Annotated in this window: 25 protein-coding genes; 16 read left to right on the plus strand and 9 right to left on the minus strand. The window is 33.6% G+C overall.

Annotation, left to right across the window (positions count from 1 at the left end):
* Positions 1 to 4: 4 nt before the first annotated feature.
* Positions 5 to 1,417 carry an aldehyde dehydrogenase family protein gene (locus tag OD803_RS09670; protein ID WP_262733261.1) on the minus strand — a complete coding sequence of 471 codons (1,413 nt, stop codon included), beginning with the start codon at positions 1,415 to 1,417 and terminating at the stop codon, positions 5 to 7.
* 176 nt (positions 1,418 to 1,593) lie between these two features.
* Between OD803_RS09670 and OD803_RS09675 the strand changes: the two genes are divergently transcribed.
* The 3 genes from OD803_RS09675 (at position 1,594) to OD803_RS09685 (ending at position 5,783) form a co-directional block, all read left to right on the plus strand.
* The gene (locus OD803_RS09675; protein ID WP_129760939.1) at positions 1,594 to 1,860 is read left to right on the plus strand and encodes a hypothetical protein; all 267 of its coding nucleotides are present in this window, start codon (positions 1,594 to 1,596) and stop codon (positions 1,858 to 1,860) included.
* A 99-nt stretch (positions 1,861 to 1,959) separates the two neighbouring features.
* Positions 1,960 to 4,809 carry a DNA polymerase I gene (gene polA / locus OD803_RS09680; RefSeq protein ID WP_262733262.1) on the plus strand — a complete coding sequence of 950 codons (2,850 nt, stop codon included), beginning with the start codon at positions 1,960 to 1,962 and terminating at the stop codon, positions 4,807 to 4,809.
* A gap of 20 nt (positions 4,810 to 4,829) precedes the next feature.
* Positions 4,830 to 5,783: a bile acid:sodium symporter family protein gene (locus OD803_RS09685; RefSeq protein WP_262733263.1), complete on the plus strand. Its 954-nt coding sequence runs from the start codon at positions 4,830 to 4,832 to the stop codon at positions 5,781 to 5,783.
* Between the two features lie 12 nt (positions 5,784 to 5,795).
* Here the strand turns inward: OD803_RS09685 and OD803_RS09690 are convergent, their stop codons facing one another.
* Complete coding sequence (locus OD803_RS09690; protein ID WP_262733264.1) at positions 5,796 to 6,752, minus strand: helix-turn-helix transcriptional regulator; 957 nt, start codon at positions 6,750 to 6,752, stop codon at positions 5,796 to 5,798.
* Positions 6,753 to 6,975: 223 nt separating this feature from the next.
* On the opposite strand from OD803_RS09690, the gene OD803_RS09695 reads away from it, so the two are divergent.
* Complete coding sequence (locus OD803_RS09695) at positions 6,976 to 7,467, plus strand: DinB family protein (protein ID WP_131508792.1); 492 nt, start codon at positions 6,976 to 6,978, stop codon at positions 7,465 to 7,467.
* Positions 7,468 to 7,477: 10 nt separating this feature from the next.
* A complete protein-coding gene (locus OD803_RS09700; RefSeq protein WP_131508791.1) occupies positions 7,478 to 7,696 on the plus strand; it encodes a hypothetical protein in 219 nt (72 codons plus the stop codon).
* Between the two features lie 5 nt (positions 7,697 to 7,701).
* Here OD803_RS09700 and OD803_RS09705 read toward each other — a convergent pair whose 3' ends face one another.
* A complete protein-coding gene (locus OD803_RS09705) occupies positions 7,702 to 9,651 on the minus strand; it encodes a YgiQ family radical SAM protein (RefSeq protein WP_262733265.1) in 1,950 nt (649 codons plus the stop codon).
* Between the two features lie 96 nt (positions 9,652 to 9,747).
* The gene (locus OD803_RS09710) at positions 9,748 to 11,379 is read right to left on the minus strand and encodes an ABC-F family ATP-binding cassette domain-containing protein (protein ID WP_262733266.1); all 1,632 of its coding nucleotides are present in this window, start codon (positions 11,377 to 11,379) and stop codon (positions 9,748 to 9,750) included.
* A gap of 407 nt (positions 11,380 to 11,786) precedes the next feature.
* Between OD803_RS09710 and rplM the strand changes: the two genes are divergently transcribed.
* The 11 genes from rplM to OD803_RS09765 all read left to right on the plus strand — a co-directional run bounded on the left by rplM (position 11,787) and on the right by OD803_RS09765 (position 23,576).
* Positions 11,787 to 12,242, plus strand: coding sequence for a 50S ribosomal protein L13 (rplM, locus tag OD803_RS09715; protein ID WP_129760934.1), 456 nt, complete (start codon positions 11,787 to 11,789; stop codon positions 12,240 to 12,242).
* On the plus strand, positions 12,242 to 12,628 hold the full coding sequence (rpsI, locus tag OD803_RS09720) for a 30S ribosomal protein S9 (protein WP_129760933.1): 387 nt from the start codon (positions 12,242 to 12,244) through the stop codon (positions 12,626 to 12,628). The genes rplM and rpsI overlap by 1 nt, the downstream gene beginning before the upstream one ends.
* A gap of 184 nt (positions 12,629 to 12,812) precedes the next feature.
* Positions 12,813 to 13,583, plus strand: a complete 771-nt coding sequence (gene rpsB / locus OD803_RS09725; RefSeq protein WP_129760932.1) for a 30S ribosomal protein S2 — start codon at positions 12,813 to 12,815, stop codon at positions 13,581 to 13,583.
* An 84-nt stretch (positions 13,584 to 13,667) separates the two neighbouring features.
* On the plus strand, positions 13,668 to 14,642 hold the full coding sequence (tsf, locus tag OD803_RS09730) for a translation elongation factor Ts (protein ID WP_129760931.1): 975 nt from the start codon (positions 13,668 to 13,670) through the stop codon (positions 14,640 to 14,642).
* A 108-nt stretch (positions 14,643 to 14,750) separates the two neighbouring features.
* On the plus strand, positions 14,751 to 15,458 hold the full coding sequence (pyrH, locus tag OD803_RS09735; protein ID WP_129760930.1) for a UMP kinase: 708 nt from the start codon (positions 14,751 to 14,753) through the stop codon (positions 15,456 to 15,458).
* A gap of 62 nt (positions 15,459 to 15,520) precedes the next feature.
* A complete protein-coding gene (frr, locus tag OD803_RS09740) occupies positions 15,521 to 16,078 on the plus strand; it encodes a ribosome recycling factor (protein WP_129760929.1) in 558 nt (185 codons plus the stop codon).
* A gap of 56 nt (positions 16,079 to 16,134) precedes the next feature.
* Complete coding sequence (locus OD803_RS09745; RefSeq protein WP_262733267.1) at positions 16,135 to 17,409, plus strand: DUF5686 family protein; 1,275 nt, start codon at positions 16,135 to 16,137, stop codon at positions 17,407 to 17,409.
* Between the two features lie 73 nt (positions 17,410 to 17,482).
* The gene (locus OD803_RS09750; protein WP_262733268.1) at positions 17,483 to 19,885 is read left to right on the plus strand and encodes an efflux RND transporter permease subunit; all 2,403 of its coding nucleotides are present in this window, start codon (positions 17,483 to 17,485) and stop codon (positions 19,883 to 19,885) included.
* 39 nt (positions 19,886 to 19,924) lie between these two features.
* Positions 19,925 to 21,358, plus strand: coding sequence for an asparagine--tRNA ligase (gene asnS, locus OD803_RS09755; protein WP_262733269.1), 1,434 nt, complete (start codon positions 19,925 to 19,927; stop codon positions 21,356 to 21,358).
* Positions 21,359 to 21,504: 146 nt separating this feature from the next.
* Positions 21,505 to 22,971, plus strand: coding sequence for an RNA polymerase factor sigma-54 (gene rpoN / locus OD803_RS09760; protein ID WP_262733270.1), 1,467 nt, complete (start codon positions 21,505 to 21,507; stop codon positions 22,969 to 22,971).
* On the plus strand, positions 22,968 to 23,576 hold the full coding sequence (locus tag OD803_RS09765) for a hypothetical protein (RefSeq protein ID WP_129760924.1): 609 nt from the start codon (positions 22,968 to 22,970) through the stop codon (positions 23,574 to 23,576). Before rpoN ends, OD803_RS09765 begins: the two co-directional genes overlap by 4 nt.
* On the opposite strand, the gene OD803_RS09770 is transcribed toward OD803_RS09765, so the two are convergent.
* The 5 genes from OD803_RS09770 to OD803_RS09790 form a co-directional block, all read right to left on the minus strand.
* Positions 23,571 to 24,263 (minus strand): porin family protein, encoded by a 693-nt coding sequence (locus tag OD803_RS09770; protein WP_262733271.1) that lies wholly within the window; start codon positions 24,261 to 24,263, stop codon positions 23,571 to 23,573. The two genes, OD803_RS09765 and OD803_RS09770, sit on opposite strands and share 6 nt — an antisense overlap.
* A gap of 93 nt (positions 24,264 to 24,356) precedes the next feature.
* A complete protein-coding gene (locus OD803_RS09775; protein WP_129760922.1) occupies positions 24,357 to 24,839 on the minus strand; it encodes an ExbD/TolR family protein in 483 nt (160 codons plus the stop codon).
* Positions 24,840 to 24,856: 17 nt separating this feature from the next.
* Positions 24,857 to 25,459: an ExbD/TolR family protein gene (locus OD803_RS09780; protein ID WP_262733272.1), complete on the minus strand. Its 603-nt coding sequence runs from the start codon at positions 25,457 to 25,459 to the stop codon at positions 24,857 to 24,859.
* 2 nt (positions 25,460 to 25,461) lie between these two features.
* The gene (locus tag OD803_RS09785) at positions 25,462 to 25,905 is read right to left on the minus strand and encodes a hypothetical protein (protein WP_129760920.1); all 444 of its coding nucleotides are present in this window, start codon (positions 25,903 to 25,905) and stop codon (positions 25,462 to 25,464) included.
* 24 nt (positions 25,906 to 25,929) lie between these two features.
* Positions 25,930 to 26,712 carry a MotA/TolQ/ExbB proton channel family protein gene (locus tag OD803_RS09790; protein WP_129760919.1) on the minus strand — a complete coding sequence of 261 codons (783 nt, stop codon included), beginning with the start codon at positions 26,710 to 26,712 and terminating at the stop codon, positions 25,930 to 25,932.
* Between the last annotated feature and the right edge of the window lie 9 nt (positions 26,713 to 26,721).

Below are 26,721 nucleotides of genomic sequence, written 5' to 3' on the forward strand. Positions count from 1 at the left end.
CTTTTTAAAACCATTTAATAGTCAAGTCTACTAATTTCTGCTTAAAGTTATTGTAAGGAGGCATTAGTAAATCTACAGCTCCAATAGTATGTTGTTTTAATACAGATCGTTGATTGGTAAATTCCAAAAAGCCAAAATACCCATGCGATTTCCCAATGCCACTATTATTTGAGCCTCCAAAAGGTATGTTATGATTCAAAAACTGTAACAAATTGTGGTTAACACAAGTACTTCCTGCTCTTGTGTTGTCAATAATGTGTTTTATAGTCTTCTTATTTTTACTAAAAATATATAAGGCAAGCGGCTTTTCTTTTGAATTAATATAGTCGATAACCTCATCAATATTACCGTAAGTTTTTACAGGAAGAATTGGCCCAAAAATTTCGTTTTTCATCAGTGCACTATCTTCAGAAGCATCAAAAACTAAAGTAGGCTCTATATAATTATCTTCTTTTTTATAGCTTCCTCCTATTTCTATAGTTGCATTTTTTGATGATGCATCTTCTAAATAAGACTTTAATCGTTCAAAATGTTTTCTGTTTACTATCCTTGCCAAAGAGTTGGACTCATAGGCTTTTTCTGAATAGAATTCATCTAAATGCTTTTTAAAACTTGCTATAAATGCTGTTTTAATAGTTTCGTTTATGAATACATAATCTGGAGCAATACAAGTTTGACCAACATTCATAAATTTTCCAAAAATTATTTTCTTCACCACTTTATCCAAATTGGTGGTATCATCAATTATGGTTGGCGATTTCCCTCCAAGTTCTAAAGTTACTGATGTTAAATGCTCCGAAGCTGCTTTCATTACTATTTTACCAACTTGTGGAGAACCTGTAAAAAAGATATGATTAAAAGGTAGCTTTAAAAGTTCCTGAGAAACTTCTACCTCTCCTTCAACTAGCGCAATTTCATTATCGTCAAACAGCTCCTCAATTATATCTCTCATCACTTTAGAGGTATGAGGTGTCATTTCGCTAGGTTTTAAAATCACAGTATTGCCTGCTGCTATTGCAGAGACTAACGGTCCAAAAGTAAGATTGACAGGAAAATTCCATGGTGAAATAATTAAACAAACACCTTTTGCCTCGTTTTTAATGTATGATGAGCTTCCTAAAAGAGAAATGGGTGTTTCCACTTTTTGAGGCTTTAACCAAGATTTCAGATTTCGTTTTACAAAATTAATTTCATCGATAACAGGATATATCTCAGTTAAGTCAGTTTCTAACTGTGGTTTCTTGAAGTCACTATACAATGCATCTCTAAGCCTTTGTTTATAGGTAAACTCTAATGCGTTCTTTAAACGGTTAAGTTTCTTAATACGTGCTTTGTATGTTGTATTCCCAACAGAAAACTGATTGATTTTCTGACTGTTAAACAGATTTAAATAGGTGTTTTCACTCTTATTTACCATTTCTAAACAACGTTTTTATTGGGCTCAAAGCTCATTCTGTGCATTTCACCGATGTTTTTTACCATGCTTTTCATCTTATCTAGTAATCGACTGTTTTCATCTAAAATATTTAAACTAGCCTTAAATGTTACGTTTCTTTGACAAGAATTTTAAAATAAACCCTTTATAACAAGGTCATGAAAAAAGTTTTAATATTTTTAGTTTTTTTAAGTTTACCTCTACTTTCTGTAGGACAAAATGATATCGCTACTAACAAAAATAGTGATACTATTGAAACTACAACTAAGAAAGAAGATACTCAGTCTAAAAAAGAGACTACAGATAGTTCTAAATTCAAATCAGAATTAATGAACTTAAACCACAAAAAAAGTAATGATATTATTAGTATTAAAGCTTACAGAAAAAGTTTACAAATAAAAGTAAAGACCATAAAGCTTTGCTAGAATAAATAAAGATTATAAAAAAAGCCGAAACAATTGTTTCGGCTTTTTTTATTAGTATTCTTAAGTTTTGTAGTTTTATAGACTACAAAATTTCAAAAAATGTCAGACCAAAAACGTCTTTTCCTAGTCGATGCTTACGCCTTAATTTTTCGTGGGTATTACGCCTTTATTAAAAATCCAAGAATCAACTCAAAAGGCATCGATACGTCTGCCATTATGGGTTTTATGAACTCACTTTTAGATGTTATAAAACGTGAGCGTCCAGACCATTTAGCCGTATGTTTCGATAAAGGCGGAAGTACAGATAGAGTAGAAATGTTTGAGGCTTACAAAGCCAATCGTGATGAAACGCCAGAAGCCATAAAAGTTGCCATACCTTACATTCAAGAGATTTTAAAAGCAATGCATATTCCTATTATGGTGAAGGAAGGTTATGAAGCCGACGACGTTATAGGAACCCTATCAAAACAAGCCGAAAAACAAGGTTATCAAACCTTTATGGTTACACCTGATAAGGATTTTGCGCAGTTAGTGTCTGAAAATATTTTTATGTACCGTCCAAAATCGTTTGGTGGTGGTTACGAAACTTGGGGCATTCCTGAAGTACAGAAAAAATTTGAAGTTGAAGATCCGTTACAGGTAATTGATTTCTTAGGAATGATGGGAGATTCCAGCGACAACATCCCAGGTTTACCTGGTGTTGGTGAGAAAACTGCGAAAAAATTCTTGAAAGCCTACGGAAGTATGGAAGGTTTATTTGAAAATATCCACGAACTGAAAGGTAAAATGAAAGAGAAGGTAGAAGCTAACCAAGAATTAGGCTTACTATCGAAAAAACTGGCTACCATAATGCTTGATGTTCCTGTGGAATTTGATGAAAAAGATTTTGAAATGTGCGATCCGGACATTGAAGCGGTTAAAACCATTTTTCAAGATTTAGAGTTTAGAAGACTCACTGAAAACTTCTTAAAAACTTTTGCTGCGGAAGATACTCAAGCAACTGCTGAAACAACATCGAAAACGGAGGAAAAAGTAAAACCAAAAACAACCTCAACCGCTGGCGCAGGACAATTTTCTCTATTTGGTGGTGATGTTAATGATACAGATACCGAAACAAACTCAGCATCACACATCCGAAAAACCGCAGAAAACACAAGCCATTTTTACCAAAGCGTCGCTTCTGGTATGGCAACAAAGCTTTTCATTAAAAATTTAATGAATCAAACTTCAGTGTGTTTTGATACCGAAACCACAGGTTTAAATCCGTTAACTGCCGAATTAGTTGGTATTGCATTTTCATGGGAAGTTGGCAAAGGCTTTTACTTGCCATTTCCTGAAGACAAAACCGAAGCACAAGATTTAATCGAGGAATTACGTCCGTTTTTTGAAAGTGAAACCATTGAAAAAATTGGTCAGAATTTAAAATATGATATAAAGGTTTTAGCCAAATACAATATCGAGGTAAAAGGTAAATTGTTCGACACCATGTTAGCGCATTACCTAATCAATCCAGATATGCGCCACAATATGGATGTGTTGGCAGAAACCTATTTGAATTATACACCAATTTCTATTGAAACCTTAATTGGCAAGAAAGGAAAAAATCAGCTTTCAATGCGCGATGTTCCTCTGGAAAAACAAACGGAATACGCGGTTGAAGATGCCGACATCACTCTACAATTAAAAGAACATTTTCAAAACGAATTAGGCGAAGCCAATACTCAAACCTTGTTTGATGATATTGAAATTCCATTACTGCGCGTTTTAGCGGCTATGGAATTGGAAGGCATAAACCTTGACAAAGACTTTTTAGCATCACTAGCAGAGCAACTAAACAATGATATTGCTACACTTGAAAAGAGCATTTACGAAGCTGCTGGTGAAGAATTCAACATTGCATCACCAAAGCAATTAGGTGTTATTTTATTTGAAAAAATGAAATTGGTAGACAAGCCAAAAAAGACCAAAACTGGTCAATATTCTACCGCAGAAGACGTGTTGAGTTACTTGGCAAAAGACCATGAAATCATCCAAAATATTCTAGAATTTAGAGGTTTATCTAAACTAAAAAGCACCTACGTAGATGCCTTACCGCTTCAAGTTGAAGAAGCTACAGGTCGCGTACATACCGATTATATGCAAACCGTTGCTGCAACAGGTCGTTTAAGTAGTAATAATCCTAATTTACAAAACATTCCTATTCGTACCGAGCGTGGTCGTCAAGTGCGAAAGGCGTTTATTCCGCGAAGCGAAGATTACACCCTTTTAGCTGCCGATTATTCTCAAATTGAATTACGCATTATCGCAGCCTTAAGCGAAGAAGAAACCATGATTGAGGCCTTTAACAACGGTGAAGATATTCATGCTTCAACTGCTGCAAAAGTGTTTAATGTGGCTATTGAAGACGTCACGCGCGAACAACGTAGCAACGCCAAAACTGTAAACTTCGGTATCATTTATGGCGTTTCTGCTTTCGGATTAAGCAATCAAACTAACTTATCTCGCAGTGAAGCGAAGGAATTAATTGACACGTATTACGAAACCTATCCGAAGCTAAAAAACTACATCAGTAAGCAAGTCGATTTTGCACGCGACCATGGTTATGTACAAACGGTTTTAGGTAGACGCAGATATTTAAAAGATATCAATTCTAGAAATGCGGTTGTTCGTGGTGCAGCAGAACGAAATGCGGTAAATGCACCAATTCAAGGTAGTGCTGCAGACATCATCAAACTAGCAATGATTAACATTTTTGAGAAATTAGAAGCTGGTGATTACAAAACCAAAATGCTATTGCAAGTTCATGATGAATTGGTGTTTGATGTCTATAAACCAGAACTTGATGAAATTTCAAAACTCATAAAAACCGAAATGGAAAATGCATTTAAGCTTTCTGTTCCTTTAGATGTTGAAATTGGTCTTGGCGATAACTGGTTAGAAGCGCATTAATTTAAAATCTCTATCGAATTTTGAAAATAGACAAATTCGTCATTGCTATTATAATTACCGTGATAGCGGCATACATTTATCCTGATTTGGGTAAAGGTGAAAGTGCACAGGTTTTAAACACTTTGAGTAGTATTGGTATATCTCTTATTTTCTTTTTCTACGGATTAAAATTGAGTCCAGAACAGATAAAATTAGGGTTAAAAAACTGGAAATTACATGTGCTTATTCAAAGTATAACGTTTGTAGTTTTCCCTTTAATTGTGTTGGCAGTGCAACCCTTTATTTCTTCCGATAATAAATCGTTGTGGTTAGCTTTTATGTTTTTGGCAGCTTTACCTTCAACCGTTTCGTCCTCAGTGGTTATGGTATCTATTGCAAAGGGTAACATTCCTGCTGCTATTTTTAATGCGAGTATTTCGGGACTAATTGGAGTTGTGCTCACACCGCTTTGGATTGGTTTTTTTATGACTTCTACCAATACCGATTATAGTTTAATCGATGTTTATCAAAAATTGCTGTTAGAAATTTTAGCGCCTGTTATTCTTGGTTTATTGTTACGACGTTTTTTAGGTGCTTTCGCATTAAAACACAGTAAAAAAATAACACTGTTTGATAAAAGCGTGATTTTATTAATTATCTATAAAAGTTTTTCAAAATCCTTTTTAGACCGCATTTTCGACAACTTAAGTATTATCAACTTAATTGGAGTTTTTCTTCTGGCTGTTGTATTGTTTTGGCTCGTATATTTTTTAATAGGCTTTATAAGTAAAAAACTGAATTTTACTATTGAAGATCGCATTACAGCTCAATTTTGTGGCACCAAAAAATCGTTAGTTCATGGTACGGTATTTTCAAAAATACTATTTCAAAACGCTTCTTTTTTAGGAGTTATTTTACTACCAATTATGATGTTTCACGCATTTCAAATTTTAGCTATAAGCGTGATTGCTTCAAAACATTCTAAACGGAATTAAGTGTTGTTTGAATTAAAGTTTAGAAATAGCCTTTTCTAGAATACTTTTTATCTGATGCTTTAAACTTTTAGGTTCTATGATTTTTGCATAATCTGAAAACACTATATACCATCTTGAAAAACCATGTTCTACATAAGGTGTTAAGAACGTCATTTCAACATAATTGCCTTTTACTTTTTCTGATACAAATCCGTGTTGCCATTTGCTATTGTTTATAAATCGAACGACAGATTTATCCACTTGTATAACTACTTTTGTTTTTTCTACGTCATTCAATTTATTACGGTAATCATCTAAGGTAATGTGCTCTCTTGTAAAACTATGTTGGGTGGGTTTTATGGCTTGCATTCTATCGGTTCTAAATTGTCTGTAATCCTTACGAAGATGGCAAAAGCCCAACACATACCAAAATCCTGTTTCATGATAGATGCCAACAGGCTCAACAAAGCGTTCGGTAGGTATTTCATTGTTAAGCGCCTGATATTTTAGATGTACTTGACGCTTTTCAGCAATACTTTCAAAAAGTACTTCTAGCGCATTAGGTAAATCATCATTAAATAGTTTATGTGAGGGATCGACTAATATTTGAGATTCTAAAGCAGAAATCCAGTCTTTTTCGCGTCCACGTAATACGGATTTCAACTTCAGCATTGCAGATTCGTAGTAATTTCCTAACGATTTATCTACAAATTTCTGCATGAGTTTTTCGGCAGCAACAAAACTACCTGCTTCTTCGCGTGTAAACATTACAGGTGGCAAACGATACCCTTCCATTATAGAATAACCAACACCTGCTTCACTAATAATAGGCACACCAGAAGCCTCTAGCGTACGAATATCTCGATAAATGGTTCGTAAACTTACCTGAAATCTATCGGCTAATTCTTGTGCTTTTACAATGCGTTTGGATTGTAATTGAATAAGTATGGCTACAATTCTATCAAAACGTTTTACAGTGTCTAAACTCATAATGCTGTAACATATATCCCAAAGATAGGTTTTCAGGTTGAAGTTTGTATTTAATTTACCCTTCAACATAATTATTAATCATTAATAAGACACAAAAATAGATGTGGTGTATGACAAGGGTTTGTCAGTTGAAATTTTTTAAAACTTTATTTTTTACTACTGACACAAAGCTGTCACTATGCACTTGTAATTTTGATTTCAAATAACAAGAACATCAAAAAACATGGAAACAAACACCAACACTACATTACAAACAGTAATTACACCTGAAGAATTATTAGCGCAATGGCAAGGACATCGTAACTTAACTCGACGTGTTATTGAAGCTTTTACAGAAAAAGACTTATTCAATTTTTCAATAGGTGGCATGCGTCCTTTCTCTGAAATGGTTGTTGAACTATTAGCTATTGCAGCACCTGGTATCAAAGAAATTGTTACTGGTAAAACTGCAGCGTTTAATGAAGACATTAACCATGAAAATAAGAAGGCAAAACTGCTTGAGCTTTGGGATAAAACAACCGAAGATATCAATACATATTGGGCGCAAATAAAGCCAGAACAATTTCATGACACTATTAAAAGTTTTGGGGAATATGAAGGTACTGTTTGGTCTTCTATTTTTTATTTCATAGATAATGAAATTCATCATCGCGGACAAGCCTATGTGTATTTACGTGCTTTAAATATTGAACCACCTTTCTTTTACGAACGCTAAAATTTACAGCATGAATTCTGTTTTGGTCTTTAAAACATCTATCACTTCAAATCGTGAAATTAAACAGTTAAAGCCTGTTTTAAATAGCTTAATTGCCAAAAATGGATATTGGAATTTTGACTTGGAAGATTGTGACAATATCTTCCGAGTTGAAACCAAAACCATTACACCTTATGCTATTTCACAGGCCTTTAAAAGTCTTGGCTTTTATTGCGAAGAATTGGATTAGAAAACCTATTTACGTTTTCTCTTCTTATACTTGACCTTATTTTTTCTTTGATTAAAAGGCACAGCATCATTAAAGGTATGCTTAGTTTTTCCTGGTTTATTCTTGCGCCATTTCTCTTCTTTCTTAGGCAATAGCACTTTCAATAAATCTTGACGACCTAATTTATTGAGGGTGTTTTTAATCCAAGCTTTGTTTTCATCCTTATACCAAAAGAAAAAACGATGTTGCTCGTCTTTTTCCTTTTTTGTTTTTGGTGTATTAACCTCTTTGAGTGTATAGGGATGATAACCACTATAATAAATTACCGTTGCAACCGTCATTGGTGTTGGCGTAAAGCCTTGAACTTGCTCTAGCTGAAAGCCCATATCTTTAGTTTCGGCAGCAAGATTTGCCATATCTTCTACTTCGCAAGCAGGATGATTTGAGATGAAATACGGAATTAACTGTAAGTTCAGTTTATTCTTAATATTGATTTTATCGAAGCGTTCTTTAAACTTATGGAAGTAACTAAAGGACGGTTTTCGCATTAATTTCAGTACTGGGTCACTAGTATGTTCTGGTGCAACTTTTAGTCGACCAGAAACGTGCTTTGTCATTACTTCTTCGGTATAATCATCTAACTCTTTTGGGTCAGCATTTTTATTGAATTCTGGCACCAACATATCGTGACGAATACCAGAACCGATAAACGATTTTTTTACCTTCGGATGACTATCAACCGCTTGATATAATTCGGTTAACGGTTTATGCGACGTATCTAAATTGCTACAAATTACTGGTGAAATACAACTTGGCGCGACACATTTATCACAAATGGCTTGCACTTTACCTTTCATTTGGTACATATTGGCACTTGGTCCGCCAATATCAGATAAATAGCCTTTAAAATCTGGCATATTCGCCACTTTATCAACTTCTCTTAATATAGATTCTTTACTACGACTCGCTATAAATTTTCCTTGATGTGCCGAAATGGTACAAAAACTGCATCCACCAAAACATCCACGATGAATATTTATAGAGGTCTTTATCATCTCGTAAGCAGGAATTGGTCCGCGCTTATTGTATTTTGGATGCGGTAAACGCGTGTAAGGTAAATCGAAAGACGCATCAATTTCGGCTTCCGTCATTGTGGGATACGGCGGATTTATCATCAGCATCTTATTACCTACTTTTTGAAAAATTCGTCTTGCAGCCAATTTATTAGACTCTTGCTCTATCACTTTAAAGTTAGAAGCATAAGCTTTTTTGTCTTTTAAACAGGTTTCGTGTGAGGCGATTTCAACATCTTCCCAATTTTTATTTTTTGGGATATCGTTTTCATCATTAATAAGAATTGCCGTTTGGTTTACCGTATTAATACTATTAAAAGGTACACCACGTTCTAGTAAACGGACAATTTCACGAAGTGGTTGTTCGCCCATTCCGTACACCAACATATCGGCTTTAGAGGTTTCTAAAATGGTTGGCATTAATTGGTCGCTCCAATAATCGTAATGTGTTACACGACGTAAAGAGCCTTCAATACCTCCAATTAAAACTGGTGTATCTGGCCATTTATCTTTTAAAATTTTACTGTAAACGGTTGATGCGTAATCTGGTCTAAAACCTATTTCGCCATTTGGTGTGTAGGCATCTTTATCGCGACGCTTTTTATTGGCGTTGTAGTTGCTAATCATAGGATCCATACAACCACCAGTAACACCGAAGAACAAACGCGGTTTACCTAACTTAACAAAATCCTGAAGATTATCGTTAACGTTAGGTTGTGGCACGATAGCGACTTTTAGTCCGAAACTTTCTAACAAACGTCCAATTACTGCTGGACCAAAGGTTGGATGATCTACATAGGCATCACCGCTAAATAGGATAACGTCAAGTTCTTCCCATCCGCGAATTTTCACCTCTTTGTTTGTGGTAGGCAACCAACTAGAAAGTCTTAATTCTTCTTGCATAACTGCACAAAGGTAAATAGAAATTACTACTTAATTGCAAACACACCTGTTAAACCACACAAATGCAACACAATAGCAGTATATTTTAGTAAAAAATTATAAATCGAGGGCTTTAATATTTTCTATACGATTACGTTCTAGGAAATCATCAATAGTTTCAAAATGTTCAATAACACGTTGATTTTTAAATTCGAAAACTTTTTTTGATAAACCTTGAAGAAAATCACGGTCGTGAGATACTAAAATTAAGGTACCATCAAATTCTTTTAAAGCCTCTTTTAAAACATCTTTCGATTTTAAATCGAGATGATTGGTTGGCTCATCCAGAATCAACAAGTTTACAGGTTCTAGTAGTAACTTCACCATGGCTAACCTCGTTTTTTCACCACCAGAAAGCACAGCAACTTTTTTATCGATATCGTCGCCTTTGAACATAAAACGACCTAAAATATTTTTTATTTGCGTACGAATATCACCTTTAGCGACTTCATCAACCGTTTGAAAAATAGTTAAGTTTTCATCTAAAAGTGCTGCTTGGTTTTGAGCAAAATAACCCACTTGAACATTGTGTCCTAATGAGCAAGTACCTTCTACATCAATTTGCCCCATAATGGCTTTTATCATCGTTGATTTTCCTTCACCATTTCTACCAACAAAACACACTTTTTCGCCACGCGCAATCGACATATTTGCATTTTTAAACACCACATGCTCATCATACGATTTAGACACATCCTTTACCGTTACAGGATAATCTCCCGAACGCTGTGTTTTTGGAAAACGCAGTTTTAAAGCTGAAGTATCAACATCGTCAACCTCAATAATTTCTAACTTTTCAAGCATTCGCTCTCTCGATGCCACCTGATTGGTTTTAGAGTAGGTACCTTTAAAACGCTCAATAAACGCTTGGTTGTCCGCTATAAATTTTTGTTGTTCTTGATAAGCTTTAATTTGATGCGCTCTTCTATCTTCACGCAACTGTAAATAATGCGAATAGTTGGCTTTGTAATCGTAAATACGACCCATGGTTACTTCAATAGTTCGGTTTGTAATATTATCTACAAACGCTCTATCGTGCGAAATCACGACCACTGCTTTTGCCTTATTCACTAAAAAATCTTCTAGCCAAATTACCGACTCAATATCAATATGGTTAGTTGGCTCATCAAGTAGAATTAAATCGGGTTTTTGAAGTAAAATTTTCGCCAATTCAATTCGCATACGCCATCCACCTGAAAACTCGCTTGTTGGTTTATTAAAATCTTCAGGTTTAAAGCCTAAACCTTTCAAAGCTTTTTCAACTTCCGCAGTGTAATTTACTTCTTCTAAAGTATAATATTTTTCACCCAAATCTGATACGCGCTCAATGATTTTCATATACTCATCAGATTCATAATCGGTTCGTGTTTCAAGCTGCTTGTTTAGAGCTTCCATTTCATCACGCATTTCAAAAATGTGACTAAATGCTTTAGATGTTTCTTCTAAAACAGACGTGTCATCTTCAGTTAGTAAATGCTGAGGCAAGTAAGCAATTACAGCATCTTTTGGCGCTCGCACATGTCCTTTAGTAGGGTTTTGTACACCTGCAATAATTTTCATCATTGTAGATTTTCCGGCACCATTTTTACCCATAAGGGCAATTTTATCATTCTCATTTATAGTAAATGACACATCACTAAATAAGGTGTGACCACTAAATTCTACAACTAAATTATCTACAGAAATCATAGCTTTAATTTTAAAGGCGCAAAACTACTAAAAGCCGAAAGATAAATCTTTGATTTTTTTGAAGTAATGTTAGTTTTTACGGTATTACATATATAACATTAATAAAAACACTCAAAACCTCTAAGAAAATTGACATTATAATGTTTGGTATACTTTAAATAATCAATCTAAAATCATCTCTTATTTTACACAATTGTATATCAAAACTATTACATAATTATATGAATAGAAAAACCTATAAATGACAAATTGCGACCTAGTATAAAACAAACCTTAATTCAACCTTTTTAAACAGCCTGATTTTCAACGAAAAAAAACATCTAATCAGAATTTGGTAATCAAATATATAATCGTAAATTTGCAAACTCTTTTTGAGAGAAGAATGTTTAATTATTAAATTAGAAAGTGTGGACACATTAAGCTACAAAACAGTTTCAGCAAATAAAGCCACTGTAAATAAGGAGTGGGTTTTAGTTGATGCTGAAGGACAGACTTTAGGTCGCTTAGCTTCTAAAGTTGCAAAACTTTTAAGAGGTAAGCATAAACCTAACTTTACACCACACGTTGATTGCGGAGACAATGTAATTGTTGTTAACTCTGAAAAAATCAACTTAACAGGAAACAAGTGGAACGACAAAACGTACATTCGTCACACAGGTTATCCAGGTGGTCAAAGAAGTTTATCTGCTACAGAAATGTTTGGAAAAGATCCAGCAAGATTAGTAGAAAAATCAGTAAAAGGAATGTTGCCTAAAAACAAATTAGGCGCAGATTTATTCCGTAACCTAACAGTTGTTGTTGGTACTGAGCATGCTCATGAAGCTCAAAAACCAAAAGCAATTAACTTAAACGAATTCAATTAATGGAAGTAATTCACAAAATCGGCCGTAGAAAGACGGCTGTTGCTCGTGTGTATGTTGCCCAAGGAAAAGGAAACATCACGATTAACAAAAAAGACATGGCGGTTTATTTTCCTACTGCAACTTTACAGTACAAAGTAAACCAACCTTTAGCTATGACTAACAATGATGGCAACTTTGATATTACAGTAAATGTATATGGAGGTGGCATAACAGGTCAAGCTGAGGCAATCCGTTTAGCATTATCTCGTGCTATGTGCGAAGTAGATGCTGACAACAGAGGTATTTTAAAACCTGAAGGTTTATTAACTAGAGACCCAAGAATGGTAGAGCGTAAGAAATTCGGACAGAAGAAAGCTCGTAAGAAATTCCAGTTCTCTAAACGTTAAAATCCCCAACTTGATTTCGGGATCTGTATTTACAGTTTTACAATCAAGTTATTTAAAACATTTAAACCAGTTATTGTTGCCCATGGCCTTTGTGTCAGGGTTTAGTTTAGCATCTAAATGATTAAGGCGAGCGAAAGCAACCACTCAATCATTGCTAATTCAACAGAACGTAAACTATTACAAAATGGAAAAAGTAGAAGTAAAAGAATTACTTGAAGCAGGTGTACATTTTGGACACTTGACTAGAAAATGGGATCCAAACATGGCTCCTTACATTTATATGGAGCGTAACGGTATCCATATTATCAATCTTTACAAAACTGCTGCCAAAATTGAAGAAACTTCTCAAGCTCTTCACAAAATTGCAGCTTCTGGAAAGAAAATCTTATTTGTTGCTACAAAAAAACAAGCTAAAGACATCGTTGCTGAAAAAGCAGGTGCAGTAAACATGCCTTACATTACTGAAAGATGGCCAGGTGGAATGTTAACTAACTTTGTAACTATTAGAAAAGCTGTTAAAAAAATGGCTTCTATTGATAGAATGAAAAAAGATGGTACATTCAACACACTTTCTAAAAAAGAGCGTTTACAGGTAGACCGTTTAAGAGCTAAATTAGAAAAGAACTTAGGTTCTATCTCTGATATGACTCGTTTACCAGGTGCTTTATTTGTTGTAGATATCAAGCGTGAACACATTGCAATTAAAGAAGCACAAAAATTAAACATTCCAATCTTTGCAATGGTTGACACTAACTCAGATCCAAGACAAGTTGATTACTTGATTCCATCTAACGATGATGCTTCAAAATCAATCAACAAAGTACTTTCTTTGGTAACATCTGCAATTGCAGACGGTTTATCAGAAAGAAAATCTGATAAAGCTGATAAATCAGAAAAAGCAGCTAAACCTGCTAAAACTGCAAAAAAGAAAGCAGTAGCTGAAGAAGAAGAATAAATAACAATTTCAAAACATAAATAAGTCGTTTAGTTCTTTTCTTTGTTGAAAATTAATTGGACGACTTTTTTAAATTTTAAACTCATGGAAAATACTGTAAAAATTACAGCCGCAGAAGTAAATAAACTAAGACAAGCAACAGGAGCAGGAATGATGGATTGCAAAAAAGCCCTAGTGGAAGCTGGTGGTGATTTTGACAAAGCTATTGAGGTTTTACGTAAAAAAGGACAAAAAGTTGCTGAAAAAAGAGCTGACCGTGACTCATCTGAAGGTGCAGCTATCGCAAAAATTAACGATGATAATACTGTAGGTGTTGCTATTGTATTAGGTTGCGAAACTGACTTTGTTGGTAAAAACGAAAACTTTGTGAAATTAGCTAACGATTTAGCTGATATCGCTATAAACTACAATACAAAAGAAGAGTTTTTAGCTGCTGATTTTGGTGGAATGACTGTTGCTGATAAACTAACTGAACAAACAGGTGTTATTGGTGAAAAGTTAGACATCACAGCTTTTGAAAAGTTAGAAGCTCCTTATGTTGGACAATACGTTCACATCAATAAAATCGCTGCTTTAGTAGGTTTATCTGCAAAAGTAGACAACGCTGATACTTTAGTAAAAGACGTTGCAATGCAAGTAGCTTCAATGGGAGCAACTACATTATCTTACAAAGATTTTGATCCTGCATTTATCGCTTCTGAAACTGAAGCTAGAATTGCTGTTATTGAAAAAGACAATATTGAATTAGGTCGTTTAGGTAAAACTTTAAAAAATGTACCTCAATACATTTCAATGGCACAATTAACTCCTGAAGTTTTAGCTAAAGCTGAAGAAGATGCAAAAGCTGAATTAAAAGCTGAAGGTAAGCCAGAGCAAATTTGGGATAGAATTTTACCAGGTAAAATGGAGCGTTTCATTTCTGATAACACAACTTTAGACCAAGAACAATGCTTATTGGATCAAAACTTCATTAAAGACGAAAAAATAAACGTAGCAAAATATGTTGCATCTTATGGAGATGTTGAAGTTACAAGCTTTAAACGTGTAACTGTTGGATAATTAAAATCCAATTTTCCAAAACATTAAAAAGCTTCTCATAACGAGAGGCTTTTTTTATAATTCAAAAACAAAAAAATTATGTAGTTTTGCTAAACTTTCAAAATCAAAATGAAATACAAAAGAATTCTCCTAAAATTATCTGGTGAAGCCCTAATGGGAACACGTCAATACGGTATTGATCCTGTACGTTTATCAGAATATGCAAACGACATTAAAGAAATCATTGAAAAAGGTGTTGAAGTAGCCATTGTTATTGGTGGTGGAAACATTTTTAGAGGTGTTGCTGGTGCAAGCAATGGAATGGACAGGGTTCAAGGTGATCACATGGGTATGTTAGCAACCGTTATTAATGGTTTAGCTTTACAAAGTGCCTTAGAAGATGCTGGTGTACCTACTCGTTTACAGTCGGCAATAAGCATTGATGAAGTTGCTGAACCTTTCATTAGAAGAAAAGCACTTCGCCACTTAGAAAAAGGACGTGTTGTAATTTTTGGTGGTGGAACAGGAAACCCATATTTTACAACAGATTCTGCTGCTGTATTAAGAGCTATTGAAATGGAAGCTGATGTTATTTTAAAAGGTACTCGTGTGGATGGAATTTACAATGCTGATCCTGAAAAAGATTCAAAAGCTGTAAAATTTGATTATATTTCTTTTGATGATGTATTGCGCCAAGGCCTTAAAGTAATGGACACTACAGCCTTTACATTGAGTCAGGAAAATGAACTTCCAATTATTGTTTTTGATATGAACAAAAAAGGAAACTTATTAAAAGTAGTTTCTGGAGAAAAGATTGGAACTAAAGTAAACTTATAATAATTTTAAAGGTTTGGCTCATTTTTTGAAATGGCTTTTTAAGAATTAAAATACTTTTAAAGATGAACGAAGACATACAATTTATACTAGACTCTGCTAAAGAATCAATGGATGCTGCAATAAAGCATTTAGAAAAACAATTAGTAAACATTAGAGCAGGAAAAGCTAGTCCTGCAATGTTGGGAGGTGTAATGGTTGACTATTATGGATCTCAAACACCATTAAATCAGGTTGCAAACGTTAACACTCCTGATGGTAGAACCATATCTGTTCAACCTTGGGAAAAAGGAATGCTACAAGAAATTGAGAGAGGAATAATGATTGCTAATCTTGGTTTTAACCCTATGAACAATGGTGAAATGATTATTATTAATGTACCACCATTGACTGAAGAGCGTCGTCGTGACCTTGCTAAACAAGCTAAAGCTGAAGCTGAAGATGCTAAGATTGGTGTTAGAAGTGCAAGAAAAGATGCTAACAACGAAATTAAAAAATTAGATGATGCATCGGAAGACCTTCAAAAAAATGCAGAGATTGACATACAACAAATGACCGATAAATACGTTAAAAAAATTGACGATATTTTAGAAGTCAAAGAAAAAGAGATAATGACAGTATAATTAAAAGCGACAATTATGTCGCTTTTTCTTATCCTTTTAAAACCCTTCCCTCTTACATGCATAAACACTGTGTTTTTATTTTTTTTATACTCTGTATTTATACTACACAGTCGCAAACAACTTTAAAAGATTCTACTAAAGTTAGTCAGGACTCTATTAAAAAAACCGAATTCCTTAAACAAATAGGCAATGGTTTTTTTCCAACCAATTACTTAAACATAGATTTACGATACCTTTTTAAATACAACCAATATGAAGGTGTAAGAACAGGTTTAGGTGGCATTACAAACAAACGTTTTTCAGAACATTATAGGCTTAATGGCTATCTTGTTTATGGGTTTTTAGACCATAATTTTAAATACAGTATTGGTGGTGGGTTTAGACTTGCGTCAAAATCTAACACTTGGCTAAACTTATCATATACTGATGATCTTCAGGAAACAGGAAGTTCTGCTTTTTTAACCGACAAACGTTTTTTTCAGTTCTTTGAACCTCGATTGCTTAATATTAATTTGTTTCATAAACACATTACTAAAGCTATAACTTTAGAGCATAAACTAAGTAAACATTTACTTACTGAAACGCAATTTGCCGTTAGCAACATCAATCCTACGTATAGCTATGAATATTTAAAAAATGACAAAATATTAAACGAATTTCACTTAAGTACAGCTAAAGTTGCATTCCAATGGAGTCCGTTTAGTAAGTTTGAAGTTTCAGAAGATGACTTAATAAAAGAAATTAAATCTGGCTATCCTAAATTCACACTACAATACACACATGCTTTTGAAGATGTTTTTAGAAGCAATATTAACTTTTCAAAGTTAGACTTTAGAACTGTTTATCAGTTAAATTATACTAAAGAGTCGTACACACAAGCAACAGTAGTTGCAGGAATGGTAAGTGGCGATACACCCTTAACGCATTTATATCATGCTTATCCAAACAATATCACCAAAGAGACCATATTACAACGATTTTCGGTTGCAGGTATAAATAGCTTTGAAACCATGTATTTTAATGAATTTTTCTCTGATAGGTTTTCAACCTTTCAACTGAAACATTATTTTCAACCTTTTAATATTTCTGAACGCTACAAACCACAATTGGTATTGATAACAAGGTATGCTATTGGAAACATGGGCAATATTGACAGACATCAAAATATAACATTCAACACCTTAGAAGATGGTTATTCTGAATCTGGTTTTGAAATCAATAAACTTCTCTTTGGTTTCGGACTTAGCTTTGCGTATCGTTATGGAGCTTACCACCTACCAAAAACCGAAGATAACGTAGCTTTTAAATTTACCTTTAACGTTTCGTTATAAACACAATAATAAACTTGTTTTTCTTAGCTAATCCTTAGCTTTTTTCTACCTTTGTCGCTGTTTTTGTAACACTATGTTTAAACTATTTACAACAGGATTCTGGGAAGTTGTTGCGCGAGTTATTTTGCGTAATAAAATAGCAATACTTATTGCCATAATTCTTGCTACAATTTTCTTTAGTTATCAGTGGAAATATATGCGCTTCACCTATACTGAAGCCAATTTATTACCTGATGATCATGAGGTAAATGTTACTTACAATGAGTTTTTAGATATTTTTGGTGAAGAAGGTAACCTCATTGTTTTGGGTGTTAAAGACTCAACACTTTTTTCGGTTGAAAAACTTAACGCTTGGAATCAACTTTCTGAAGATTTTAAAGCTTATGATGAAGTCGAAACCGTTGTGTCAATTAAAGACCTCCAAAAACTTGTAAAAAACAACGATGCTCAAAAATTTGAATTAGAACCTTTTATAAAAGATTCTATTCATTCTTTGGCGCAAATAGATACGCTTCAAAACGAACTGTTTAAACAGTATCCTTTTTATGATAATTTTCTGTTTAACAAGACCACAAAAACCATTCGAACAGCTATTTATCTTAAAAAAGATATAGTTAATACACCTGCAAGAAAAGATTTTATAATTGAAACGCTTCAAGATAAAATAAGCACGTTTGAAAGTGAAAATGACTTAGATGTTAGGGTTTCAGGTATGCCTTACATTCGTACCCTAAACTCACAAAACATTGTTGATGAAATAGGACTATTTATTGGAGCAGCTTTACTAGTAACTTCGTTAATTTTCTTTTTCTTTTTCAGGTCGTTTAGAGCCACATTTATCTCTCTTATTGTAGTGTGTATTGGTGTAATGTGGACTTTTGGTGTACTTGGGTTGTTAAAATATGAAATTACTGTTTTAACAGCTTTAATTCCGCCACTTATTATAGTTATTGGTATTCCTAACTGTATCTTTTTAATAAATAAATACCAACACGAGGTTAAAAAACATGGTAATAAAGTAAAGTCGCTACAGCGTGTCATTACAAAAATTGGTAACGCTACCTTAATGACAAATGTTACTACAGCTTCTGGTTTTGCTACTTTTATTCTTACTGAAAGTACATTGCTTAAAGAGTTTGGTATTGTGGCTTCACTTAGCATTTTAGCTATTTTTATATTATGCCTTTTGGTAATTCCTATTATTTACACTTTTTTACCTTACCCTAAAGAACGTCACTTAGAACATCTTAACAAACGTTGGATTGGAACTTTCGTGGATTGGATGGAACGCATGGTAAGAGAGCACAAAATTGCTATTTATGCAACTTCGGTTGTTTTACTTACTGCCAGTATTATTGGTATTTACCAAATAAAAATTTCGGGTAGTTTAATTGAAGACATGCCTAAAGAAAAAGAGTTTTTCCATGATATTCGCTTTTTTGAAAGTGAGTTTAATGGTATTATGCCTCTTGAAATTATGGTAGATACTCAACGTAAAAAAGGCGTTATGAAGTTAAGTACTTTAAAACGCATGAACGAGTTAGAGGAACTCATCATTGAAACGCCAGAACTGTCAAGACCAATATCAGTAGTTAGTTTGGTAAAATATTCTAAACAAGCCTACTATAATGGTAACCCAAAATATTACCAACTCCCAACCAGTCAGGAAAATAGCTTTATTTTATCATATGCAAAAAATTCATCTTCAAATGTAGATTTGCTGAATAACTTTGTAGATAGTACAGGTCAATATGCGCGTATTACAACCTTTATGAAAGATATTGGTACTGATAAAATGGAGCGTATTGAAGAAGACCTTCAAAACAAAATCAACAAAGTGTTTCCTGAAGAGCGTTATAAAGTTACTATGACAGGTAAAGCATTGGTATTTCAAAAAGGAACAAAGTATTTAGTAAAAAACCTCGCAATATCATTATCCTTAGCCATAATTTTAATCTCATTATTTATGGCTTATATGTTTAGATCTTTTAGGATGATTATTGTATCCTTAATTCCTAACATATTACCATTACTAGTAACCGCAGGTTTAATGGGTTATTTAGGAGTCCCTATAAAACCTTCAACAATTCTAGTATTTAGTATTGCTTTTGGTATTTCGGTAGATGACACCATTCACTTTTTAGCAAAATACCGTCAAGAGCTTCAAGCCAACCACTGGAAAATAAGAAAATCGGTTTACGCAGCATTGCGCGAAACAGGTGTAAGTATGTTTTATACTTCAATAGTATTATTCTTTGGCTTTTCGGTATTTACCATATCTAGTTTTGGAGGTACAGTTGCTTTAGGAGCTCTAGTTTCGGCCACATTACTGTTTGCAATGTTGTCTAACCTATTACTTTTACCATCGTTATTATTATCGTTAGAAAGAAGCATTGCCAATAAAGAAGTATTACGAAAACCAGCAATAAACATTATTCCTGAAGAAGATGATGAGATAGAAAATTCTTCAGAATAATCATAAAAAATTATCTTTGCATTTTAAATTTAATATCAAATGAAATTACACACTGTTGCAGAACTATTGTCAAGTGACATTACACTACAAGACATTGAAATTAAAGGATGGGTTAGAACGTTTAGAGCTAATCGTTTTATAGCTTTAAATGATGGTTCTACAATTAATAATATACAATGTGTAGTTGATTTTGAAAATACAGACGAAGTCACCTTAAAGCGCATAACTACTGGTGCTGCAATACATATAAAAGGTGAACTTGTAGAAAGCCAAGGAAAAGGACAAAGTGTAGAAATACAGGTTAAAACCATTGATATTCTTGGTGATTCACACCCAGACGAATATCCTATTCAACCTAAAAAACACTCGTTTGAGTTTTTACGTGAAAATGCACACTTGCGCACAAGAACAAGTACATTTAGCGCTGTAATGCGCTTGCGTTCTTCATTATCATTTGCTATTCACAAGTACTTTAATGAAAATGGTTTTTATTACATGCACACACCAATCATTACAGGTAGTGATGCCGAAGGTGCTGGTGAAATGTTTAGAGTAAGTGCTCTAGATGCTAAAAACCCTCCATTGACTGAAGATGGAAAAGTAAACTACAAAGAGGATTTCTTTGGAAAAGAAACCAACTTAACCGTTTCTGGTCAGTTAGAAGCCGAAACCTATGCAATGTCATTAGGTAAAGTGTACACATTTGGACCGACATTTAGAGCGGAAAACTCTAACACATCGCGTCACTTAGCTGAATTTTGGATGATAGAACCAGAAGTAGCTTTTATGGATTTAGCTGGTAACATGGATTTAGCCGAAGATTTTATGAAATCGGTGTTGAGCTATGTTCTAGAACACAACATGGACGACCTAAAATTTTTAGAAAACCGTTTACTTGACGAAGAAAAAACAAAACCTCAAGCTGAACGTAGCGAAATGAGCTTAATTGAAAAGTTGAAATTTGTTGTAGACAACAACTTTAAGCGTGTAAGTTACACTGAAGCCATAGATATTTTACGCAATAGTAAACCAAACAAGAAAAAGAAATTCAATTATATTATTGAAGAATGGGGAGCTGACTTGCAAAGCGAACATGAGCGTTATTTAGTTGAAAAGCACTTTAAATGCCCAGTAATCTTATTTGATTATCCTGCAAACATTAAAGCATTTTACATGCGTTTAAATGAAGACGGGAAAACCGTTAGAGCTATGGATATTTTGTTCCCAGGAATTGGAGAAATTGTAGGTGGTTCACAACGTGAAGAGCGTTTAGACGTTTTAAAAGAAAAAATGAAAGCGCTTGATATCGAAGAAGAAGAACTATGGTGGTATTTAGATTTACGTAAATACGGAACTGCTGTTCACTCTGGATTTGGGTTAGGTTTTGAGCGTTTAGTCATGTTTGCTACAGGAATGGGTAACATTAGAGATGTTATACCTTACCCAAGAACACCTCAAAATGCTGAATTCTAATTACAGAAGACATTGAGATTTTTAATTTATATCGCTAGATGTTTATTAAATGTATCACTTCAAAATAAATAATGAAATAAAACAATCTACGTTCTAACATAATGTAGATTGTTTTTTTTATTTTTACTCTAAACCCAAATAACACAATGCTTAAACAGTATTTACAGTTTAAATTATCACAAAAGTTGTCTCCGCAACAAATTCAATTAATGAAATTGATTCAGTTGCCTACACAAGCGTTTGAGCAAAGATTAAAGCAAGAATTAGAGGAAAACCCAGCTTTAGAAAGTGGTAAAGAATCATCAGATGAATTTGATGATAAATATGATGAATTTGACAACTCTGCTGACGACTATAATGACAACGAATCTATAAATGCCGAAGACATAAATGTAGATGAATATTTAAGTGATGATGATATTCCTGACTACAGGACCCAAGCCAATAATTACAGTGGCGACGATGAAGAAAAAAATGTGCCTTATGCTGCTGGAACCTCTTTTACTCAGCATTTAATCAATCAGTTAAACACATTCCGACTAGATGATAACGAATATGAAATCGCTGAATTTTTAGTTGGAAGCGTTGATGAGAGTGGTTATATACGTCGTTCTTTAAGTGATATTGTTGACGATTTAGCATTTACTCAAGGCGTGTATACTGATGAAGCATCGGTTGAAAAAGTACTACATAAAGTACATCAACTAGATCCTGCAGGTGTTGGCGCAAGAAACCTTCAAGAGTGTTTAAGCATTCAGCTTCATAGAAAAGAAAAAACACCTGATGTTGAACTTGCTATTGATATTATTGATAAAGCTTTTGAACAGTTTACCAAAAAGCATTACAAAAAGCTACTTCAAAAATTTGACATTACAGAAGCTCAACTTAAAGATGCCATAGATGAAATTGAGCATCTTAACCCAAAACCAGGTGGTTCTTATGCTGGTAATAATAGAATTGTTGAGCACATAGTACCTGATTTTGCTATTAAAATTGTAGATGGCGAACTTGAGCTTACCTTAAACGGAAGAAACGCTCCTGAACTTCATGTTTCAAGAGAATATAGCAACATGATGAAAGGCTATAAAGAATCTAAAGACAAGAGCAAATCACAAAAAGATGCTGTGCTTTTCATTAAGCAAAAACTAGATGCTGCAAAATGGTTTATTGAAGCTATAAAACAACGTCAACAGACCCTTTTTGTGACCATGAGTGCAATTATGCATTATCAAAAAGAGTATTTTTTAACAGGTGACGAACGTAAGTTAAGACCAATGATTTTAAAAGATATTGCTGATGAAATAGACATGGATGTATCAACAATATCAAGAGTTGCTAATAGTAAATATGTAGATACACCTTATGGTACTAAATTGATTAAGGAATTTTTCTCTGAGTCAATGACAAATGACCAAGGTGAAGAAGTTTCAACTAGAGAAATTAAAAAAATTCTAGAAACGGTTATTGAAGAAGAAAACAAAAGAAAACCACTAACCGATGAAAAATTAGCTTCAATTTTAAAAGAAAAAGGCTATCCAATTGCTAGACGTACTGTAGCAAAATACAGAGAGCAACTAGATATTCCTGTGGCAAGATTGAGAAAAAAGATATGATAAACCATATTCTTAGAGCCATATCATTTATTTTCCATCCTGTTTTAATGCCTTTATTAGGTGTAATCTTTTACTTTTCAAAAACGCCTAGGTTTATTCCTGTTCCTATAGTAAAAGCTAAACTATTTTCGGTTTCAATACTCACTATTGCACTTCCTATATTGCTATTTTATCTACTTAAAACCATTAAAAAAATAGACTCTTTTTACCTTGAAACAACTCAAGAACGCATTATCCCTTTAATTCTTAATAGTGCAATCATAATACTTGTTTTAAATAGGGTTTTAACCTATAATGAAATTCCTGAATTATACTACTTTTTTGTAGGTGTACTTTGCTCAACCATAACGTGTCTTATTTTGGCTTTTCTAAAATTTAAAGCAAGTATACATATGATAGCTGCAGCTGGTTTTTTCATGTTTGCAGTTGCAATAGGTATTCATTTTAAAATAAATATTAATGGTACTATTGCACTTATGTGTATCATTTTAGGCGCAATTGCAAGCTCTAGGCTGCATTTAAAAGCGCATAGTAGCATAGAACTAATTATAGGCTTTTTTATTGGATTAATTCCACAATTAATCTTGCTTAATTATTGGCTATAAAATGTAAAACATTATTCCAATTCTGGCAACTGACATGTCAATAGTGGCATCTTCAATTTTCGCACTACTTTCAAAGATTGGATTTAAAGCATAGTAAAAATGAATGTTCCAAGTATCATAACCAGCACTTAAAGTCAAGCCATATTGTATTGTATTGAAGTCAGAAACATTGGTAAGCTTAATGGTTTCTGAATTACCTTTAAACTTAGTAGAATTAGCAAAAACGTAACCAAATTTCAGTCCTGAATAAATCCTCCAAAACTTATATGTAGAGGCATCAGATGTCCTCCATCTAAATTCTAGTGGTACCTCAAGAACATAGGTAGTAAATTTATTCTTTGAAAAAGACGTTTCGTCTTCATCTAAAACAGTATATGTATATCCTCCAGAAACTTCATCGATTAATAGATTCTGATTATAAGAATTGGCTGATAAACCAATCCCTAAACCAACAGCTACATTTCTTTTTTTATTGATAGGCATATCCCTAATAAATCCCAAATGAAAACCACTAGAAAAACCTCTTTGAGAAACATCTTGGTGTTTATTTGCTAGTAAGTTATAAGTTGCCGAAACATAAAATTGGTCCTCTCTATAACGAGAATCAACTAGAGTAGAATCGTTAGTAGTTTGTCCCAATACAAATTGTGACAACAATAGAAATGCAAATAGGAGTTTGAGATTCATTTATACAAATATATGGTAATGATTAAAATATAATGTATAAAAAAACATCCTGATCAAAATAACCAGGATGTTTTAGAAATTTAACAAATAAAATTATTTTCTATTAGCAGAGATATCCCCTTGTTTAGTGGTGTAGTTAATTTTTAAAGCATTCTCTTCTCTAAGTTCCTGCTTAATATCTCCAATTAATCCCATATTTGCTTCTTTATCTACTTTTAAAGCAGTTGTAAGAAACGGGATTAGTTCTTCTCTTTTAGATGCTCGTTCTGCAGCTATAAAAGCTTTTATATCACTGACATCAGCAAATTTATCATTTAACTGTATACGTGATTCTTTACCAAATTGGCTTTGATATCTTTCAGTAGGTTGTCCTACGTATATATACATCACCAAATCTTTTTTATCTAGCTTTTCAACTTGGTCAGCACTTGGTAATTCGTTTTTAATTTTTAAGGTATTATCTCTCATTACGGTAGCAACCATAAAGAAGAATAATAACATAAATACAATATCAGGTAAAGACGCAGTTGAAATAGCTGGTAAATCGCCTGATTTTTTCTTATTAAATTTAGACATATCTTATGTTTTCTAAATTACTTTTGTTGAACTTCAGATAATTTTTGAGGGTACTCAAGTTTTATCTTTTCAATCTTTTCTTTAAGCTTGTCTTTACTTCCAACCCAGTTTACGTCGTCATAGTTAGCTTGCATTTGTAAAAATGAAATTCCGTAAAGCTCTTGCGCTCTACGATTTCTAAGTTCATTGTATGCTGCTACTAACTCATTTTGAACAGAAATATAAGTCTTATAAGTAGTTTCACGCTCGTTCTTTAAAGATATGATAGCTTTATCAGGATTGTCAGATGACTTAGGGTCTCTTTTCCCTTTACAATAGTCACATCCATCCTCTCCAGTTCCTCCTCCATTATCAAGGAATTCTACTGCAGCTTTACGCAAATCTTTAAGATCCATCAATTCGTCCTCAACAAGCAATTGGTCTTTACCATTAATAAGTACAGTAAAAATATTTTTTTGCTTGATGATTACATCTTCGTCACTTTCTTCAATTGGAGGCAACTTTCTATTTAAACCTGTATCAGTCTCAATAGTTGTTGTAACCAAAAAGAAAATAAGAAGTAAGAATGCAATATCAGCCATTGAGCCTGCATTAACTTCTGGTGCTGATCTTTTTGCCATAATTACTTAATCATTTTTTTTGCTCCAGCAAATAACATTGCCGCAGCTGCTCCAATTATTAATATGTAGAAAGCAATTAAACCTGCTCCTACCATGTGAGATTGTCCTTCAGTTGCTACTTTGTTATTGTACATATATGTATTAGTGTCTCCACCAGATACTGCGTATGCAATTATAAGTACAGCAGCAAAAAGGCCTACTCCTATTAACGTGTTTTTTAAGGATCCAGTATTTGTGAATAGATTTTTTAACACAAACACTACAACAAATAGTAATACGAGTCCAAGAACAATATAAGTAACTATTGCCATTGGGTCTACAATTGCTGTATCTCCTTCTAAGGCAGCTGCTTTAATAGCTTCGTCTCCTTTAGAAATAATTCTAATTAGGAAGACAATACCTAGTAAACTAAGTACAGCTGCTACTATTTTTAAAATCTTATGCATAATTTTTCTATAATTTATTGCTTATTATTTTTTGTGCTTTACTAACATGTCCATTAATGTAATAGACGCATCTTCCATATCGTTAACGATACTATCAATTTTTGCAATAATATAGTTGTAGAAAATTTGAAGTATAATTGCTACAATAAGACCGAATACAGTTGTTAATAAGGCAACTTTAATACCACCTGCTACTAAAGAAGGTTGCATGTCACCAGCTGCTTCAATTTTATCGAATGCTTGAATCATACCAATTACTGTACCCATGAACCCAAGCATTGGTGCCAATGCGATAAATAATGAAATCCATGATACGTTTTTCTCTAATTGTCCCATTTGTACTCCACCATAGGCAACAACAGCTTTTTCAGCAGCATCGATATCTTCGTCTGCTCTGTCTAATCCTTGATAAAAAATAGATGCAACAGGTCCTTTTGTGTTTCTGCAAACTTCTTTAGCTGCTTCGATACCACCTGATGCTAATGCATCTTCTACATTTTGAGTTAATTTCTTAGTATTTGTAGTAGATAAGTTTAAAAAGATAATTCTTTCAATTGCAATTGCTAAACCTAAAATTAAACATAGCAATACAATTCCCATAAACCCAGGTCCACCTTCAATAAAACGTTTCTTTAATTCTTGGTGAAATCCAAGGTCTTCTTCAGCAGGAGCTGCAGCCTCTTCTTCTTGTGTTACAGTTGCAACAGTTGTTGTTGCGGCAGTTGTAGTTGTAGTAAATGCGTTTGCATTAACAGTTCCGAAAGCCATGGTTCCTGCTATGGCTAGGATAGAAAATAGTCTTTTCATTGTTCTTAT

This window comes from Gaetbulibacter sp. NE (assembly GCF_025548475.1).
GTDB lineage: Bacteria > Bacteroidota > Bacteroidia > Flavobacteriales > Flavobacteriaceae > Gaetbulibacter_B > Gaetbulibacter_B jejuensis.

Coding starts and splice junctions, on each gene's coding strand:
- OD803_RS09670 (WP_262733261.1), bottom strand. CDS start 1,417: ATGGTAAATAAGAGTGAAAACACCTATTTAAATCTGTTTAACAGTCAG.
- OD803_RS09675 (WP_129760939.1), top strand. CDS start 1,594: ATGAAAAAAGTTTTAATATTTTTAGTTTTTTTAAGTTTACCTCTACTT.
- polA (WP_262733262.1), top strand. CDS start 1,960: ATGTCAGACCAAAAACGTCTTTTCCTAGTCGATGCTTACGCCTTAATT.
- OD803_RS09690 (WP_262733264.1), bottom strand. CDS start 6,752: ATGAGTTTAGACACTGTAAAACGTTTTGATAGAATTGTAGCCATACTT.
- OD803_RS09695 (WP_131508792.1), top strand. CDS start 6,976: ATGGAAACAAACACCAACACTACATTACAAACAGTAATTACACCTGAA.
- OD803_RS09700 (WP_131508791.1), top strand. CDS start 7,478: ATGAATTCTGTTTTGGTCTTTAAAACATCTATCACTTCAAATCGTGAA.
- OD803_RS09705 (WP_262733265.1), bottom strand. CDS start 9,651: ATGCAAGAAGAATTAAGACTTTCTAGTTGGTTGCCTACCACAAACAAA.
- OD803_RS09710 (WP_262733266.1), bottom strand. CDS start 11,379: ATGATTTCTGTAGATAATTTAGTTGTAGAATTTAGTGGTCACACCTTA.
- rpsI (WP_129760933.1), top strand. CDS start 12,242: ATGGAAGTAATTCACAAAATCGGCCGTAGAAAGACGGCTGTTGCTCGT.
- rpsB (WP_129760932.1), top strand. CDS start 12,813: ATGGAAAAAGTAGAAGTAAAAGAATTACTTGAAGCAGGTGTACATTTT.
- tsf (WP_129760931.1), top strand. CDS start 13,668: ATGGAAAATACTGTAAAAATTACAGCCGCAGAAGTAAATAAACTAAGA.
- pyrH (WP_129760930.1), top strand. CDS start 14,751: ATGAAATACAAAAGAATTCTCCTAAAATTATCTGGTGAAGCCCTAATG.
- frr (WP_129760929.1), top strand. CDS start 15,521: ATGAACGAAGACATACAATTTATACTAGACTCTGCTAAAGAATCAATG.
- OD803_RS09745 (WP_262733267.1), top strand. CDS start 16,135: ATGCATAAACACTGTGTTTTTATTTTTTTTATACTCTGTATTTATACT.
- OD803_RS09750 (WP_262733268.1), top strand. CDS start 17,483: ATGTTTAAACTATTTACAACAGGATTCTGGGAAGTTGTTGCGCGAGTT.
- asnS (WP_262733269.1), top strand. CDS start 19,925: ATGAAATTACACACTGTTGCAGAACTATTGTCAAGTGACATTACACTA.
- rpoN (WP_262733270.1), top strand. CDS start 21,505: ATGCTTAAACAGTATTTACAGTTTAAATTATCACAAAAGTTGTCTCCG.
- OD803_RS09765 (WP_129760924.1), top strand. CDS start 22,968: ATGATAAACCATATTCTTAGAGCCATATCATTTATTTTCCATCCTGTT.
- OD803_RS09770 (WP_262733271.1), bottom strand. CDS start 24,263: ATGAATCTCAAACTCCTATTTGCATTTCTATTGTTGTCACAATTTGTA.
- OD803_RS09775 (WP_129760922.1), bottom strand. CDS start 24,839: ATGTCTAAATTTAATAAGAAAAAATCAGGCGATTTACCAGCTATTTCA.
- OD803_RS09780 (WP_262733272.1), bottom strand. CDS start 25,459: ATGGCAAAAAGATCAGCACCAGAAGTTAATGCAGGCTCAATGGCTGAT.
- OD803_RS09785 (WP_129760920.1), bottom strand. CDS start 25,905: ATGCATAAGATTTTAAAAATAGTAGCAGCTGTACTTAGTTTACTAGGT.
- OD803_RS09790 (WP_129760919.1), bottom strand. CDS start 26,712: ATGAAAAGACTATTTTCTATCCTAGCCATAGCAGGAACCATGGCTTTC.